The following is a 15,506-nucleotide window of genomic DNA, read 5'->3' on the forward strand; positions in this document are numbered from 1 at the left end:
CGTATAGTGACGGGGAGAAGGGAACTGGCCGCAACGCTGGCGTCCCCCTCTCCCCGTCCTTCACGGGGAGAGGGTAAGGGTGAGGGGCTGCTCGGCGTCGCCCATTGTGGTGCCAATGAAGCGCATTCTGATCCTCGGCGGAACTACCGAAGCCCGGCAACTGGCGGGAAAGCTGGCCGCGCGCCCGGATGTGTCGCTCACGCTGTCGCTGGCCGGCCGCACTGAAAGCCCGGTGGCGCAAGGCGTTCCGACGAGGGTGGGTGGTTTCGGCGGCGCCGATGGGCTGGCGGCGTATCTCCGCGAGACCGACGTCGGCCTGCTGATCGACGCCACGCATCCCTATGCGGCGCAGATCTCCGCCAATGCGGCGGAAGCGGCGCATGAGGCCAGTGTGCCGATCATTGCGCTCTGGCGCCCAGGCTGGGAGCCAGCCGAAGGCGACCGCTGGACGCTGGTCGATGGAGTAACCGACGCGGTGAAGGTGCTGGGCGCTGTACCGCGCCGTGCCTTCCTGGCGCTCGGGCGGCAGGAGGTCGCCGCCTTCGAGGCAGCGCCCCAGCATCACTATCTTATCCGCAGCGTCGATCCAGTCGAGCCGAGGCTTGCTGTGCCCGATGCGACCTATCTCCTGGCGCGCGGCCCGTTCCGGGAAGCGGACGAACAGGCGCTGCTTCGCGACCACCACATCGATGTCGTCGTGTCCAAGAACAGTGGCGGCGAGGCGACCTACGGCAAGATCGCGGCGGCGCGGGCGCTTGGCATCGAGGTGGTCATGATCCGTAGGCCGGCGCTGCCGGACGTTACGTCGGCTGAGACCGTCGAAGCTCTTGCCGCGATGGTCAATCATTTTCTTGGGCCCGCTGCCGATCGCGGCGTGTAGACCAGCGCCGGCTTTTCGCCGCGCTTGATGATCCTGGTCTCAGGCGAGCCGATGATGATGCAGGTCGCCATATCGGCCTTTTCCGCATCGGCGTCGGCCAGCAGAAAAACCTCGATGCGCTCGTCGGGACGGCCGGCGGCACGGCCGAAGATCACCGGCGTGGTGCCGGGCAGGATCGCTGTGAGGCATTCGAAGGCGCGGCCAAGCTGCCAGGGGCGCGCCTTGCTGATTGGATTGTAGAGCGCGATGACGAAACCGGCGCCGGCCGCCGCCAGCAGGCGCAGCTCGATCAGGTCCCAGGGCTTCAGATTGTCGGACAGCGAGATGGCGCAGAAATCATGGCCGAGCGGCGCGCCAATGCGCGCAGCTACCGCAAGCATGGCGGTGATGCCGGGCAGCATTGCGACATCGACGGCACGCCATTCGGCCGGTCCGGCCTCGATCGCCTCGCAGACGGCGGCCGCCATGGCAAAGACGCCAGGGTCGCCGCCCGAGACGACGGCGACATCGTGACCCTGCGCGGTCATCGCCAGCGCGTCCTTGGCGCGGGACAGCTCTTCGCGATTGTCCGAGGCGACGCGAGTCTGGTCGGGGCGCAGATCGAGCCGGTCGAGATAAGGCTTATAGCCATAAAAGAATTTTGCCTCGGCGACGGCGCGGCTCGCTTCCGGCGTCACCTGGTCGGCATTGCCGGGCCCAAGGCCGATGACGGTCAGGCGGCCGCTCATGCCCCGGACTCCACCAACGCTTCAGGGCGGCCGGACCAGCCGGCGACCAGCACGATGGCGAAGTAGGGCGCCTTGTCGTCCTGCTTGTCGGCCAGCCGCATCGAGACGCCGCCCGACATGGTGCCGCGCTCGACATAGACGGCACGCGCCAGCTTGTCGGTCGCTTCCAGCGCGCGTCTGATCTTGGGCAGGTTGCGGCCGACCTTCATAATGACGGCGGCATCGGTGTCGGCGAGGCGGCGGGTCAGCTCGAATTCGCTCATTGTGCCCGGCAACACGGTCAGCACGTCGTCGCCCTGCACGATCGGCAGACCCGTCGCCGACCAGCAACCGGACATGGCGGTCACGCCGGGAATGACTTCGGTCGGAAAGCGATGCGCCAGCCTGACGTGGAGGTGCATGTAGGAGCCGTAGAAAAGCGGGTCGCCTTCCGAAAGCACCGCGACCATTCTGCCGGCGCTGAGGTGCTCGGCGACTCTTTCGGCCGACTCTTCGTAGAAATCCGCTATCTGTGACCGGTAATCGCTGTGCTCCTTGTCGATTTCGGTGGTCACGGGATAGAGCAGCGGCAATTCAATCAAATCAGGACGAAAATGGGCGCCGACGATGGCACGCGCATTGCTGTTGTTGCCGCGCTTGGCGAAATGCGCGACCACGTCGGCCTCGGCCAGCGCGCGCACGGCCTTGAGCGTCAGTAGCTCGGGGTCGCCGGGACCGGTGCCGACGCCAATGAGCCTACCTTTTGCAATCGCGTTCACAGACCCGGCCTCGCCAGTGCGTTGAGTGCTGCGGCGGTCATGGCGCTGCCGCCCAATCTGCCGCGCACGATCGCGTAGGGCACGCCATAGGAATTCTCGGCCAGCGCGTCCTTCGATTCGGCAGCACCGACAAAGCCGACCGGCATGCCGATGATAACAGCCGGTTTCGGCGCGCCGTCGCGCAGCCTTTCCAGCAGGTAGAAAAGTGCTGTCGGCGCATTGCCGATGGCGACGACCGAACCTGCCATGCGCTCGCCCCACAGGTCGATGGCCGCGGCCGAGCGGGTGTTGCCGATCCTTTTCGCGATGTCGGAGGTTTGCGGGTCGCGCAGCGTGCAGATCACCTCGTTGCCGGCCGGCAGCCGCGCGCGCGTCACACCGTGCGAGACCATCTCGGCGTCGCAGAAGATCGGCGCGCCGGCCGCCAGCGCCGTGCGCGCGGCGGCTACAAAATCCTCTGAAAAAACGAAGTGCCTGCTGGCCTCGACCTGTCCGCAGGCATGGATCATGCGAATGGCGACATCGGCCTCGGCGTTGGAAAACCGCGATAGGTCGGCCTCGGCACGAATGATGGCGAAGGAGCGCTCATAGATCGCCGTGCCGTCATGGATATAGTCGTAGGCGATGTGGGCGGGCATGCTCATTCCTGTCGGTAAGTTTCGATGATTTCGGCCGCGCCAAGCCTTGCCAGGCAAATGGCGGCGGTTTCACCTCGAAGTCGTGTGCCGCGGATCGCAGCCGCAATGCGGCCAACGCCGCGCGCGGCGTCATAGCCTGGCCTGTATCCGGCGGGAAGGGCCTTCGCCGTCCCGTCCACGACAAGTCCGGCCCCGTTTTCGCCGCCGACCAGTGTCAGCGCCGCCGGGCCGGGATGCGCGCAGCCCTTGGCGCAGCCGGAAATGTGCAGCGTGAAGGAGGAATCGAGGATGTCACCATCTTCCGCTGCGATGGTCTCGGCGATATCGCGGGTGGCGATCCGGCCGGAGGCACAGGCCGGAGCTCCAGGGCAAGCGGCGATCCTGGTGCGCGGATCGGTGGGGTTGGTGACGAAGCCTAGGGTGGCGGCGGCGTGCTGAAGTGAGTGGCAGGCGGTCGGGGAGAGGCCGAGGAAAAGCAGCGCGCGTTGTGGCGCGAGGCGGATTTGGGTTGCGCCAAGGGCGAGGGCGCTCTGCGAGAGGTCGATGATCTTCTCTGCCGGCATGCTGCCGAAGGGCAGGCCGATGCCGAGGGCGATGCTGGTGGCAGCCAGATCGAAAATTCCGATTGGCTGGCGTTCCTTCGCGCCCCCCTCTGTCTTGCCGGACATCTCCCCCACTTGGGGGGAGATTGCGCCCTCATCTCCGCTTTCGCCAATCGCCAAAGATGCCGAGGGGGAGCCGCCGGCGAAGCTGCCGATCTCCCCCCAAGTGGGGGAGATGTCCGGCAGGACAGAGGGGGGCGCGAAGGAATGCCAGCTTGCGAGGGATATTAACTGCCTTTCCGTCAAATCCCGTGCATGGGCTTCGCGGCCTTTTTCGGCGATCATCCTGAGCATCGCGACTGCAATATCGCGCGCCGCATCGTCTTCCACCGTAACGAGCGGCTTCGCATTCTGCCCATCACCCGCGACAGCCACCTGCCACTTGATTCCCGCATTGGTGCGCGTTGCAACGAGCCGCACGTCGGCGGTAACCGCATCCATTGTCAGCCGTCCGCCGCCGTCGACAATCACCGAGACCTTCGGGCCAAGGCGCTGTGCCAGCCCAGCTTCATCAATTGCCGCCCGAATCCGCTCCGCCAGCGGGCGCGGATCGACGATCTCCTTGGTGTCGAGCCCTGCCAGTGGACCGGTCTCGACCGGCACGCCGGTGCGCACGGCAATGCCAAGTGCATCGACCTCCACCGCCAGCAGCCGCGCGCTTGCCGGCGTCAGGCCGCGTATCTGCAGGCTGCCGCGTGCGGTCACTTCCATGATGCCGTTGCCGTGCCGCAAGGCGGATTCACCGAGTCCGATCAAGGCTTTCGGCAAGAGTCCTCCAGCGACCGGGTTGAGCCGCACCAAAAGGCCGTCACCGGTCTGCATCGGCGCCGACAAAGCGGGGCAGGCGCCGCGTCGGGAGAAGGCGTTCATGCCGCCACCCCCAGCGCCTGGGCCTCGGCGATCAGTGTGGCGAGATCGTCATCGATGGAATTGCGCAGCGGATGCCAGAGACCGCGCCGCCGTGCCGACAGCAAACGCTCGGCGATGACCTTCGCCGCCGCCGGATTCTCGCGCAGGATGAACGCCCGGACAATGGGGTCGCCGAGATAGGCGTCGTGCACGGCCTCGATCAGCGCGCCCGGTATGGCATAGGTGGTCTCGGCAAAGCCGACGAGACGGTCGACCGTCTCGGCGAATTCCGAGGCACCGCGCGGCCCGTGCCGCATCTGGCCGGCAATGAAGCGCGGGTTGACCGCGCGCGCCCGCACGACCCGTGACACGGCTTCTCCAACCGAGCGCGGCTTCGGCTTTTGCGGATCGGTGGTGTCGAGCACGATGACATCGGCGTTCTTGCCGAGTGCGGCTAGCGCCGCCGAAAAACCGCCGATGAAGGCGACGTCGGCGGAGCCTTCGAGGATGTCGCGGCCGGGGTCGTCTCCGGTATGGACGAGAAGGTCCGCCTCGGCGATACGATCCTCGAAGGCGCCGGGCGCCGAAATCCCTTCGCCCTCTGCGCCGCCATAGGCATGCGAGGTGGCGTCGAGGTAGGCGCGGCCGATTTCTTCGCGCGCGGCCCAGTCGCCGCTCGACAGCAAATCCTCGACGCCGGCGCCGTAGGTGCCGGGCGAGGTGCCGAAAATGCGTGGGCTGATCTTCCCGTCTGCGCGGGTCCTTGCGGCGAGCGGGTTCTCCGACGCGTCCTCGTCGCGGGTAGCGACGGCGTTGGCGGCAGCGTCGATCAACGCGATCTGGGTCGGGAACATGTCGCGGAACAGGCCCGATATGCGCCAGGTGACGTCGACGCGTGGCCGGCCAAGCGTGGCCGGCGGCAGCACCTCGATGCCGGTGACGCGACCGGTGGCGGAATCCCATTGCGGCCGGCAGCCCATCAGCGCCAGGCCTTGCGCGATCTCCTCGCCGCCGGTGCGCAGCGAGGCCGAGCCCCAGAGATCGATGACCAGCGAGCGCGGCCAGTCGCCATGCGATTGCATGTAGCTGCGCAGGACCTCGTCGGAGGCCGCCCTGCCGAGATCGAAGGATGTCGGCGTCGGCATGGTGCGTGGATCGGCGGTGAACAGATTACGGCCGGTCGGCAGCACATCGCGCCGGCCACGCGCGGGTGCACCGGCCGGACCGGCCGCGACATGGCGGCCATCGAGGGCCGCGAGGAGTGCGGCCTTCTCGGCCGCCGCACTCTGTTCACGCTGCGGATCGGCCTCGTCCTCGGCTGAGCGGCCAAAGATGTGAAGGCCGTCCTTGATGGCGAAATCCTTGAGGTCGCAGAGCCAAGCGTCGATGCGGCGCAGCGCTTCGTCGGGCGCGTCGGTTTTGGCAACGCCGGCCTCGGAAGCAAGGCCGGTCTTTTGCGCGGTTTCGACGATCAACTTCGCCAGGCGATCGCGGCGGCGGCGGTCGAGCCCGTCGGCCTGGGCATATTCGTCGACCAGCCGCTCAAGCTGGTGTTGGCTCTCATCGAGCCCGGCGCCGGTCAGCGGCGGCGGCAAATGGCCGAGGGTGACGGCGGCAATGCGCCGCTTGGCCTGTGCTGCCTCTCCCGGGTTGGAAACGATGAAGGGATAGATAACGGGCAGGGGACCGGTGACGATCTCAGGAAAACAGGTTTCGCTGAGCGCAACGGTCTTGCCGGGCAGCCATTCCAGCGTGCCATGGGCGCCGACATGGACGAGGGCATGGATACCGAGCGATTTGCGCAGCCAGAGACCGAAGGCGATCAGCGCATGGCGCGGCGGCAATGTCGGGTCGTGATAGTCGGCGCGGCGATCGGCAGAACGCCCGCGATCGGGGGCGAGGGCTACAGTGATGTTGCCGAAGGTGGCGGCGCGGAAGGGGAATTTGGCGACGGTCAGTTGTGGACGTTGGCGATCCTTCACGCCCCCCTCTGTCCTGCCGGACATCTCCCCCACTTGGGGGGAGATCGGCAGCTTTGCTGTCCCGCCTCTTTCTGAAATGTTGGTCGTGGGTGAGACTGTCGGAGAAGGGGCAATTTCCCCCCAAGTGGGGGAGATGTCCGGCAGGACAGAGGGGGGCAACGTAGAGGGTCGACGTTGAGATTCGGCCGGTACCGGATCGGTTGCCGGTTGACCCCAAGCCGCCTCTACAGCCTTTCGCGCTTCTGCAGGCAATTCCGTGGAGAAGGCCAGATAGTCCTCCAGCCCCAACCCTTCGCCACCGCGCTCCAACTCATCCAGCAACTCACGCGGGGTTTGCGGAATCCCTTCAACGGCATAGCCCTGTTCGCTCAGGTCATGCAGCATCGCCAGCACGCTGGACGGCACGTCGAGGCCGACGGCGTAGCCGGTGCGGCCGGGGGCGCTCGGATAGTCGGGAATCAGGATGGCGAGCTTGCGCTGTCCGCGCGGCGTCTGCTGCAGGCGGATGAAGGCTTCGACACGGTTCGCCACCTGCGCCACGCGGTCCGGCTCCGGCCGGTTGGCGAAGGCGCGAAAAGCCAGTGCCGGGTCGGTTTCGCTTTCGCCCTTGAAGGAAATGGCGCCGGCGAGGATGCGGCCGTCGAGCTCGGGCAGCACGACATGCATGGCTAGGTCGGCGGGGGCGAGGCCGCGCTGGTTGTTTTGCCAGATGTCACGGCGTGTCGTTGCGACGATGACCTGGAACACCGGCACGCCAGCGCGGTCGAACAGGGTCTCGACGCTGGGCTCGGCACCGGAGGCGAAGGCCGTGGTGGTGATGATGGCGGCAGGCTTCAGCGTCGACAGCGTGGTTTCGACAAAGGCGAGCGATGCCGGGTCCTTGAGGCTCGAGACGAAGATGGGGACGGGGGCCATGCTGCGCTGCCGCAGGGCTTCAAAAAGGGCGTCGATCGGCGCCACATCGGCGGCGAGCAGCATCGAACGGTAGAACAGGATGGGGATGATGGGCGCGCCGTCTCCCTCCCCCTCGAGGGGAGGGTGGCCCGCAGGGCCGGGTGGGGTCGTTGCGGCAGTGCTCGACGTTTTTTTCTGTTGGCGCGCGTCAGAGGCGACCCCACCCCCGGCCTGCGGCCGGACCCTCCCCTCGAGGGGGAGGGGGACATCGCGCTCGACGACCCCCAGTCCCGGTTGATAGTAGCCGGCTTTTGGCACGCTGACAGGTTCAGCGACCGCCACACCTGATCCGGCGAGACTTGCCAGCCGATGCACCAGCGCCGTCATATTTGCGGGGCCGCCTTCGCGGAAATAGTCGAGCAGGCCGTCGAGTTCTTCGCGCGGCAGCGTCGAGCATTCGATCAGCCGCAGATCCTCGTCGCGGCATTCGCCGGGCAGCAGCGCCAGTTTTATGCCACGCGCGCGGGCGGTCGAGGCGAGCTGGTCGCAGCCGTAGCGCCACCAGTCGTAACCGCCGAGGATACGAACCAAAATAACCTTCGCGTGGCGGGCGACGCTGTCGATCCAGAGATCGACGGACATCGGATGGCGCAGATCGCGTAGAGCCGCCAGCCGCATCGACGGCAGGCGATCCGCGTCCGCCTTCCACGCCGCCGCCAAGCCGGCCAGATCGCTGTCGGTGAAGGACAGCGCCACGATATCCGCAGGCGTCTGCCTGAGATCGACAGGCTCGGCGAGATCGTCGAGCGAGGCGGATGTTGTGGTGAGGATGTGCATCGCGGCTCGTGCCTGAGGTCAGCCGGCGAGGATACGCTCGATTGCCGGGCGGTTCAGCCCTTTCAGGCCGATGACGACGAGGCGCGAGCGGCGGTCGTCGTCGGCGGTCCAGGCGCGGTCGTAATAGTGATTGACGCGCGGACCGACGGCCTGCAGCAACAGCCGCATCGGCTTGCCGCCAACCTCGACAAACCCTTTCACGCGCAGCACGTTTTCTTCCTCCGCCGCGGTGGCGACGCGCAAAGCCAGCTCATCGGGATTGGCGATCGACGGAATGTCGATGACGAACGAGTCGAAATCGTCGTGCTCGTGGTCAAGCTCGTCGTCGTGGTGGGTCTTGCGGTTCTCGATGTCGTCCTCGACGGCAAGGCCGAGGCCGAGCAGCACAGACGGATCGACCTTGCCCTGCGAGGTCGGCACGATCTTGACGGCGCGCGCGGTGTGCTCGCCGATGATGGCATTGGCGCGGGCCGAGCCGGCGGCGTCCATCAGGTCGCTCTTCGACAATATGATCAGGTCGGCGCAAGCCAGCTGGTCCTCGAACACCTCCTCGACCGGATCGTCGTGGTCGAGCGTCTCGTCCTGCGCGCGCTGCGCCTGCAGGGCGTCCATGTCGTTGGCAACGCGGCCATCAGCCAGCGCCGGTCCGTCGACGACGGCGATGACGCCGTCGACCGTCACCCGGCTCTTGACCGTCGGCCACTGGAAGGCCTGGACCAGCGGCTTGGGCAGAGCGAGGCCGGAGGTTTCGATCAGGATATGGTCGACCCTCGGCGTCAGCGACAGGATCTGATCGAGCGCCGGGACGAAATCATCGGCGACGGTGCAGCAGATGCAGCCATTGGCCAGCTCGACGATGTTTTCCTCGGGGCAGGTGTCGATGCCGCAGCCTTTGAGGATCTCGCCGTCGATGCCGATGTCGCCGAACTCGTTGACTATGATGGCCAGCCGCTTGCCCCCGGCGTTTTCGAGCAGATGGCGGATCAGCGTCGTCTTGCCGGCGCCGAGGAAGCCGGTGACGACGGTGCAGGGCACGCGGGAGACGGAAGCGGTCATATCTGGTCCTTCAAAAGGTCGAGGGGAGGGACGCGGGCGACGAGGCCGCGCTTCAGGCAATCGGGGCGGCCGCGCCATGGAATGAGGCCGTCGGTCGAGGTGGCGAAGAGCTTTGCGCCAGCGACGAGATCGGCGCCGCTTGTCGCGGTCAGGTCGCCGAAGACATAGCTCCAGCAGCCGTCGCGCAGGATCGCGGCGCTCAGCCGGCGCTTGCAGTTGCCGAGGCATTCGACGGTGCGGATGCGGATATTTTCGCCTGAAGCGGCGCGGCGCGTGTCTTCAGCAAGCAGTTCGCCGGCGCGGGGATGGCCATCGGAGCCGGTCTCATTGCGGCAGGAGGCGCAGATGATCACGGTAACGCCGGCCAAGGCATCACAATCGCCGGACAATACGCCCGCTGTCTCAGCCGAAAAACTGCTGTCGCGTTCCAAATCAGGCTCCTTGCCCGGAAAACCCGCCAGGCGATCGGATTCTTATGTCCTAGACGGCAGGTCTCCTGGCTCGCGGGTCATCGCCTTGGTGCCGCCTTCCCGGGACCGTCCCAGTGGTTTTCGGCCTTGGCTCGTCGCTTACAGTTGCGGGGACAGCCGCGGATTTGAAATCGGAATTTCGCACCGCATTCCCTCTTGGCTCCTCCCTTTGCCGAGAGGAGACCGTCTGGACCGGATTTAGGCTTGTGGAGGCAGTCGTGTCAACGCACGTCTACGAGGCGGCAATGTCGGCAAGGGGTTGGCCCAGGTCACCCGCAGGCGTCACCTCGATGCGTTCCAGGCCGAGCCAGCCCTGCATCAGCTTCAACTCCTCGAACAATTCATCGGCAGTTTGCGTCGGCGCGCCGGGCTCGGCATAGGCGGCATGGACGCGCAGCACGCCGGCGGGGCGGTCGGCCTTGAGGTCGAGGCGCGCCACGATCCTTTCGCCGAGCAGGAACGGCAGCACATAATAGCCGTATTGGCGCTTTTCGGCAGGGGTGTAGATCTCGATGCGATAGCGGAAGTCGAACAGCCTTTCCGTACGCGACCGCTCGAAGACGACCGGATCGAACGGGGCGAGCAGTGCGCGTGCCTCGATCTTGCGCGGAAAACGGGCTTCCTTGTGAAGATAGGCTGGTTTGTCCCAGCCTTCGACGCGAACCGGCAAAAGATCACCTGCCTCGACCAACTCCTCGATGCGGCCTTTGATGTCGGCCGGAGAAAGTCGGAAATAGTCGCGCAGGTCGCCCGCTGTCGCGACGCCGTGGGCGCGGGCGGAGATGCGCAGCAATTCGCGATGCGCATCCTCAGGGGAGGGCACCGGCAAGCTGAGTATTGCCGGCGGCAGCACCCGTTCCGGCAGATCATAAAGCCGCTCGAAGCCACGACGTGATGCCGTGGTGATGCGGCCGGCCCAGAACAGCCATTCAAAAGCGTGCTTGGCGTCGCTCCAGCCCCACCAGCCGCCGTTTCCCTTTTGGCCTTCGAGAGCCGATGCGGCGATCGGGCCGCGCGATACGACCTCGCGGTAAATGTCTTCAATGTAAGTGGTGCGTTCGCGCCCCCACTTGGCCAGCCCTTTATACATTTCCTCGCCGCGCTCGGCCCGTTCCATGCGCCAGCGCATCAGCGGATAGGTTTCGACCGGTAGAAAAGAGGCTTCATGCGCCCAGTATTCGAAGACCGTGCGCTTGCGCGTCACGGCGGCGTTGTCGAGCAGCGCAAGCGGGTAGGGGCCAAGCCGCGAATAGAGCGGCATATAGTGGGCACGCACCACTGCGCTGACGGAATCGATCTGCAGCAGGCCGGTGCGGGCAAGGACGCGGGCCAGATGGCGGCGATTGGGCGTGCCGTTCGGCCTGACATCGGTAAAGCCCTGTGCGGCAAGCGCGATGCGCCGGGCCATGGCGAGCGAGATTTTTTCCTTCATGCAGACGGCACTCTGTTGGCGTTCGACCAAAGGTTGGGGCGATGATTCCGCGCCATGCTAGCAGGGTTTTGGCGGCATCTATGTCAGGAGAGAAAAGTGGAGTAAAAAGTGAAGGAAATCAAACAGGAGCAGATCGGACCAGTTTATCCGGATATGCCGTCCAGCACCGTGTTTTGAACAAGGTTTGACTTGCTTCGCCGAAAGGCCTGCGCTAACCCTCGCCGCGTTGCAGCATAGAGCCCCCTAAAACGGTTCAGTGGTTAAACTGTCACGCTTCCGCAAGTGGGTCCGGTGCTGTAATCAGAGTGGATTGGCCGCCAACGGAAAGCCGCAGCATGAACGCGTTGTTGAGTTCGTACCTGCCCATCGTCCTGTTCATCGGCGTGGCGCTGGTCGTCGGCGTGGCGCTGCTTGCCGCACCCTTCCTGGTGGCCTACCGCAACCCCGATCCGGAAAAGCTTTCCGCCTACGAATGCGGTTTCAACTCGTTCGACGACGCCCGCATGAAGTTCGACATCCGCTTCTATCTGGTGTCGATCCTGTTCATCATCTTCGATCTGGAAGTGGCCTTCCTGTTTCCGTGGGCCGTGTCTTTCAGCCAGATCGGCATGCTCGGTTTCTGGTCGATGATGGTGTTTCTGGCGGTGCTGACCATCGGCTTTGCCTATGAATGGAAGAAAGGAGCGCTGGAATGGGATTGAGCGACAATTCCGGCACGCTCGTCGCGCCGAAGCCAAAAGGCATTCTCGACCCCAGCACCGGAAAGCCGGTGGGGGCGAGTGATCCTTTCTTCCTCGAGATCAACAACGAGCTGGCCGACAAGGGTTTTCTCGTCACCTCGACCGAGGCGCTGATCACTTGGGCGCGCAGCGGCTCGCTGATGTTCATGACTTTCGGTCTTGCCTGCTGCGCGGTCGAGATGATCCACACCTCGATGCCGCGCTATGACTCGGAGAGGTTCGGTGTTGCTCCTCGCGCGTCTCCGCGCCAGTCCGACATCATGATCGTCGCCGGCACGCTGACCAACAAGATGGCGCCGGCGCTGCGCAAGGTCTACGACCAGATGCCGGAGCCGCGCTACGTCATCTCGATGGGCTCCTGCGCCAATGGCGGCGGCTATTACCACTATTCCTATTCGGTTGTGCGCGGCTGCGACCGCGTCGTGCCGGTCGACATCTACGTGCCCGGCTGTCCGCCGAGCGCGGAAGCGCTGCTCTACGGCATCCTTCTGCTGCAAAAGAAGATCCGTCGCACCGGCACGATCGAGCGGTGAGCGGGATGATGAGCCTGTCGTTGAACGAACTCTCGACCTATCTCGGCGAGAAGCTGAGCGGCCGGATCGGCAATGCGGTGTTTGCCTATGGCGAACTCACCATCTCTGTCGAGCCGCATGATCTGATCGAGGTGGTGACCTTCCTGCGCGACGATAAAAACTGCCAGTTCATCTCGATCATCGACGTGTGCGGCGCCGATTATCCGTCGCGGGCCAAGCGCTTCGACGTCGTCTACCACTTGCTGTCGCCGAAGCAGAATATTCGCATCCGCATCAAGGTCCAGGCCGACGAGGAAACCGTGGTGCCGTCGATCACCGGCGTTTATCCCGGCGCCGACTGGTTCGAGCGCGAAACCTACGATCTCTATGGCGTGCTGTTTTCGGGCCATCCCGATCTCAGGCGGATTCTGACCGATTACGGCTTCGAGGGTCATCCGCTGCGCAAGGATTTCCCGCTGACCGGCTTCGTCGAGGTGCGTTATGACGACGAAGCCAAGCGGGTCATCTACGAGCCAGTCGAGCTCAAGCAGGAATTCCGTAATTTCGATTTTCTGTCTCCATGGGAAGGTACGGATTACGTGCTTCCGGGAGATGAGAAGGCAAAGCAGTAAATGGCTGAAACCTCCGTTCGCAACTTCAACATCAATTTCGGCCCGCAACATCCTGCGGCGCATGGCGTTTTGCGCCTCGTGCTGGAGCTCGATGGCGAAGTCGTCGATCGCGTCGATCCGCATATCGGGTTGTTGCATCGCGGCACTGAAAAGCTGATCGAAGCCAAAACCTACCTGCAGGCCGTGCCTTATCTCGACCGGCTCGACTATTGCGCGCCGATGAACCAGGAGCATGCCTTCGCGCTTGCCGCCGAGCGTCTGCTTGGCATCGAGGTGCCGAAGCGCGGCCAGCTGATCCGCGTGCTCTATTGCGAGATCGGCCGCATCATGTCGCACATTCTCAATGTGACGACGCAGGCGATGGATGTCGGTGCGCTGACGCCGCCCCTGTGGGGCTTCGTCGAGCGCGAAAAGCTGATGGTGTTCTATGAGCGGGCCAGCGGCTCGCGCATGCATGCGGCCTATTTCCGGCCCGGCGGCGTCCACCAGGACCTGCCGCAGAAGCTGGTCGAAGATATCGGCAAGTGGATCGATCCGTTCCTGAAATCGCTCGACGATCTCGACGCACTGCTGACCGGCAACCGCATCTTCAAGCAGCGCAATGTCGACATCGGCACCGTTTCGCTGGCCGATGCCTGGGCCTGGGGCTTTTCCGGCGTCATGGTGCGCGGATCCGGCGTCGCCTGGGATCTGCGCAAGTCGCAGCCCTATGAATGCTATGCCGAGATGGATTTTGACATTCCGATCGGCAAGAACGGCGACTGCTACGATCGTTACCTCGTGCGCATGGAAGAGATGCGCCAGTCGGCGAAAATCATGCGCCAGTGCGTCGACTTGCTGCTCGGCAAGGAAGGCACAGGGCCGGTGTCGAACCTCGACGGCAAGGTGGTGCCGCCGAAGCGTGCGGCGATGAAGCGCTCGATGGAAGCGCTGATCCATCACTTCAAGCTCTACACCGAAGGCTACCGGGTGCCGGCGGGCGAGGTCTATGCGGCGGTCGAAGCGCCGAAGGGCGAGTTCGGCGTCTATCTCGTCTCGGACGGCACCAACAAGCCCTATCGCTGCAAGCTGCGCGCGCCCGGCTTCGCGCATCTGCAAGCCATGGACTTTTTGTGCCGTGGCCACATGCTGGCCGACGTCACCGCCGTCCTCGGCTCCCTCGACATCGTGTTTGGTGAGGTCGATCGATAAATGTCAGTCCGCCGTCTCGCAGAAGCCAGCCTCCAGCCAGCCTCCTTTGCCTTCAACCGGGCGAATGCGGCAGCGGCGAAGCAATGGATCAAGAAGTATCCGAAGGGCCGCGAGCAGTCGGCGATCATCCCCTTGCTGATGCTGGCGCAGGAGCAGGAAGGCTGGGTGACCAAGGCGGCGATCGAGACGATCTCCGATATGCTCGATATGCCCTATATCCGTGGGCTCGAAGTCGCGACTTTCTACACGCAGTATCAGCTCAATCCGGTCGGCACCCGCGCGCATATCCAGGTCTGCGGCACCACGCCCTGCATGCTGCGCGGCTCGGAAGCGCTGATGGATGTGTGCCGCTCGAAGATCCATCACGATCAGTTCCACACCAACGACAAGGGCACGCTGTCGTGGGAAGAGGTCGAATGCCTCGGCGCCTGCGTCAACGCGCCGATGGTGATGATTTTCAAGGACACGTTCGAGGACCTGACGCCGGAGCGGCTTGCCGAGATCATCGATCTCTACGATGCCGGCAAGGGCGCCTCAGTGACGCCGGGGCCGCAGAACGGCCGCATCACCTCAGAGCCGATCAGCGGTCTGACGACGCTGAAGAACGAAAAGGCAATCCTGAAGACGACACGCGACAGGGAAGCCAAGGCGGCGGCCAAGGCCGCGCAAGGTGCAGCGTCGACTGCCGCCGCGGTGCCGGCTCCGGTCGCGCAGGCACTGGCTGCCCCCGTTGCGCCATCGAAAGCCAGCAAGCCGAAGACCGATGCGCCTGAAACCAGCCCGGCGCTGAGATCGCCTTCGCCGACAAAGGTCGCACCAGAGACGGAAAAGGCGGCGAGCGTCGCCGCACCGCGGCATTCGGCGGCCAACGCCAACAAGGCCGCGCCGGAGGTCGAAAAGGTTTCGAAACAGCGTAGCGGTCCCATAATCAAGGCTGAGCCAGCGGCCGCTTTCAAGGCGCCCGACGCTAAGGGCGCACAGCTCGGCGCAGCCGCCAAGCGTGCCAAGCCTTCGCTCGAGGACAAGAACCGTCCGGCCGGCATCGCAAAGCCGGCACTGGTCGACGACCTCAAGCTGATCTCGGGGGTCGGCCCGAAGATCGAGGGCATCCTGCATTCGCTTGGCATCTTCACTTATGCGCAAGTCGCATCCTGGAAGAAGGCCGAGCGCGAATGGGTCGACGGCTATCTCAGCTTCCACGGCCGCATTCAGCGCGAAGACTGGGTCAAGCAGGCCAAGGCGCTCGCCAAGGGCGGGGTCGCCGAATATATCCGCGTCTTCGGCAAGAAGCCGGTCTGAGGAACG

The 15,506-nt window shown here is 64.8% G+C and carries 14 protein-coding genes and 1 riboswitch; of the genes, 6 read left to right on the forward strand and 8 right to left on the reverse strand.

What is annotated here, in order from left to right; translation table 11 throughout:
• Positions 1 to 115 precede the first annotated feature (115 nt).
• A complete protein-coding gene (locus CIT25_RS04865) occupies positions 116 to 880 on the forward strand; it encodes a cobalt-precorrin-6A reductase (protein WP_095483426.1) in 765 nt (254 codons plus the stop codon).
• Here CIT25_RS04865 and CIT25_RS04870 read toward each other — a convergent pair.
• The 8 genes from CIT25_RS04870 to CIT25_RS04905 form a co-directional block, all read right to left on the reverse strand.
• The gene (locus CIT25_RS04870) at positions 844 to 1,608 is read right to left on the reverse strand and encodes a precorrin-3B C(17)-methyltransferase (RefSeq protein ID WP_095483427.1); all 765 of its coding nucleotides are present in this window, start codon (positions 1,606 to 1,608) and stop codon (positions 844 to 846) included. The genes CIT25_RS04865 and CIT25_RS04870 overlap by 37 nt on opposite strands.
• Positions 1,605 to 2,366 (reverse strand): precorrin-2 C(20)-methyltransferase, encoded by a 762-nt coding sequence (locus tag CIT25_RS04875; protein WP_095483428.1) that lies wholly within the window; start codon positions 2,364 to 2,366, stop codon positions 1,605 to 1,607. Before CIT25_RS04875 ends, CIT25_RS04870 begins: the two co-directional genes overlap by 4 nt.
• Positions 2,363 to 3,004: a precorrin-8X methylmutase gene (locus CIT25_RS04880; RefSeq protein ID WP_095483489.1), complete on the reverse strand. Its 642-nt coding sequence runs from the start codon at positions 3,002 to 3,004 to the stop codon at positions 2,363 to 2,365. The genes CIT25_RS04875 and CIT25_RS04880 overlap by 4 nt, the downstream gene beginning before the upstream one ends.
• Positions 3,005 to 3,006: 2 nt before the next feature.
• Positions 3,007 to 4,476, reverse strand: coding sequence for a precorrin-3B synthase (gene cobG / locus CIT25_RS04885; protein ID WP_095483429.1), 1,470 nt, complete (start codon positions 4,474 to 4,476; stop codon positions 3,007 to 3,009).
• A complete protein-coding gene (cobN, locus tag CIT25_RS04890) occupies positions 4,473 to 8,168 on the reverse strand; it encodes a cobaltochelatase subunit CobN (protein ID WP_095483430.1) in 3,696 nt (1,231 codons plus the stop codon). The genes cobG and cobN overlap by 4 nt, the downstream gene beginning before the upstream one ends.
• 18 nt (positions 8,169 to 8,186) lie before the next feature.
• Positions 8,187 to 9,224 (reverse strand): cobalamin biosynthesis protein CobW, encoded by a 1,038-nt coding sequence (gene cobW / locus CIT25_RS04895; RefSeq protein ID WP_095483431.1) that lies wholly within the window; start codon positions 9,222 to 9,224, stop codon positions 8,187 to 8,189.
• Positions 9,221 to 9,655, reverse strand: coding sequence for a DUF1636 family protein (locus CIT25_RS04900; RefSeq protein WP_095483432.1), 435 nt, complete (start codon positions 9,653 to 9,655; stop codon positions 9,221 to 9,223). The genes cobW and CIT25_RS04900 overlap by 4 nt, the downstream gene beginning before the upstream one ends.
• Positions 9,656 to 9,693: 38 nt before the next feature.
• A riboswitch (cobalamin riboswitch) is annotated at positions 9,694 to 9,897 on the reverse strand.
• A 29-nt stretch (positions 9,898 to 9,926) separates the two neighbouring features.
• Positions 9,927 to 11,126, reverse strand: a complete 1,200-nt coding sequence (locus CIT25_RS04905; RefSeq protein ID WP_095483433.1) for a winged helix-turn-helix domain-containing protein — start codon at positions 11,124 to 11,126, stop codon at positions 9,927 to 9,929.
• A gap of 335 nt (positions 11,127 to 11,461) precedes the next feature.
• Here CIT25_RS04905 and CIT25_RS04910 point away from each other — a divergent pair, with 335 nt between their 5' ends.
• The 5 genes from CIT25_RS04910 to CIT25_RS04930 are packed head-to-tail and all read left to right on the forward strand — an operon-like array spanning position 11,462 to position 15,500.
• Positions 11,462 to 11,827 carry an NADH-quinone oxidoreductase subunit A gene (locus CIT25_RS04910; RefSeq protein ID WP_095483434.1) on the forward strand — a complete coding sequence of 122 codons (366 nt, stop codon included), beginning with the start codon at positions 11,462 to 11,464 and terminating at the stop codon, positions 11,825 to 11,827.
• Entirely contained in the window at positions 11,818 to 12,399 is a 582-nt protein-coding gene (locus CIT25_RS04915) for a NuoB/complex I 20 kDa subunit family protein (RefSeq protein ID WP_095483435.1), read from the forward strand. Before CIT25_RS04910 ends, CIT25_RS04915 begins: the two co-directional genes overlap by 10 nt.
• Positions 12,400 to 12,407: 8 nt before the next feature.
• Positions 12,408 to 13,010, forward strand: coding sequence for an NADH-quinone oxidoreductase subunit C (locus CIT25_RS04920; protein WP_095483490.1), 603 nt, complete (start codon positions 12,408 to 12,410; stop codon positions 13,008 to 13,010).
• Positions 13,011 to 14,201, forward strand: a complete 1,191-nt coding sequence (locus tag CIT25_RS04925) for an NADH-quinone oxidoreductase subunit D (RefSeq protein ID WP_095483436.1) — start codon at positions 13,011 to 13,013, stop codon at positions 14,199 to 14,201. It begins immediately after the preceding gene.
• On the forward strand, positions 14,202 to 15,500 hold the full coding sequence (locus CIT25_RS04930) for an NADH-quinone oxidoreductase subunit E (RefSeq protein ID WP_095483437.1): 1,299 nt from the start codon (positions 14,202 to 14,204) through the stop codon (positions 15,498 to 15,500). It abuts the gene before it with no gap.
• The last annotated feature ends 6 nt before the right edge of the window (positions 15,501 to 15,506 follow it).

This window comes from Mesorhizobium mediterraneum, assembly GCF_002284565.1.
Lineage (GTDB): Bacteria > Pseudomonadota > Alphaproteobacteria > Rhizobiales > Rhizobiaceae > Mesorhizobium > Mesorhizobium mediterraneum.

Bases quoted from the DNA above. Each gene is read 5' to 3' on its own strand.
- CIT25_RS04865 (WP_095483426.1), top strand. From the start codon at position 116: ATGAAGCGCATTCTGATCCTCGGCGGAACTACCGAAGCCCGGCAACTG.
- CIT25_RS04870 (WP_095483427.1), bottom strand. From the start codon at position 1,608: ATGAGCGGCCGCCTGACCGTCATCGGCCTTGGGCCCGGCAATGCCGAC.
- CIT25_RS04880 (WP_095483489.1), bottom strand. From the start codon at position 3,004: ATGCCCGCCCACATCGCCTACGACTATATCCATGACGGCACGGCGATC.
- cobG (WP_095483429.1), bottom strand. From the start codon at position 4,476: ATGAACGCCTTCTCCCGACGCGGCGCCTGCCCCGCTTTGTCGGCGCCG.
- cobN (WP_095483430.1), bottom strand. From the start codon at position 8,168: ATGCACATCCTCACCACAACATCCGCCTCGCTCGACGATCTCGCCGAG.
- cobW (WP_095483431.1), bottom strand. From the start codon at position 9,224: ATGACCGCTTCCGTCTCCCGCGTGCCCTGCACCGTCGTCACCGGCTTC.
- CIT25_RS04905 (WP_095483433.1), bottom strand. From the start codon at position 11,126: ATGAAGGAAAAAATCTCGCTCGCCATGGCCCGGCGCATCGCGCTTGCC.
- CIT25_RS04910 (WP_095483434.1), top strand. From the start codon at position 11,462: ATGAACGCGTTGTTGAGTTCGTACCTGCCCATCGTCCTGTTCATCGGC.
- CIT25_RS04915 (WP_095483435.1), top strand. From the start codon at position 11,818: ATGGGATTGAGCGACAATTCCGGCACGCTCGTCGCGCCGAAGCCAAAA.
- CIT25_RS04920 (WP_095483490.1), top strand. From the start codon at position 12,408: ATGAGCCTGTCGTTGAACGAACTCTCGACCTATCTCGGCGAGAAGCTG.
- CIT25_RS04925 (WP_095483436.1), top strand. From the start codon at position 13,011: ATGGCTGAAACCTCCGTTCGCAACTTCAACATCAATTTCGGCCCGCAA.
- CIT25_RS04930 (WP_095483437.1), top strand. From the start codon at position 14,202: ATGTCAGTCCGCCGTCTCGCAGAAGCCAGCCTCCAGCCAGCCTCCTTT.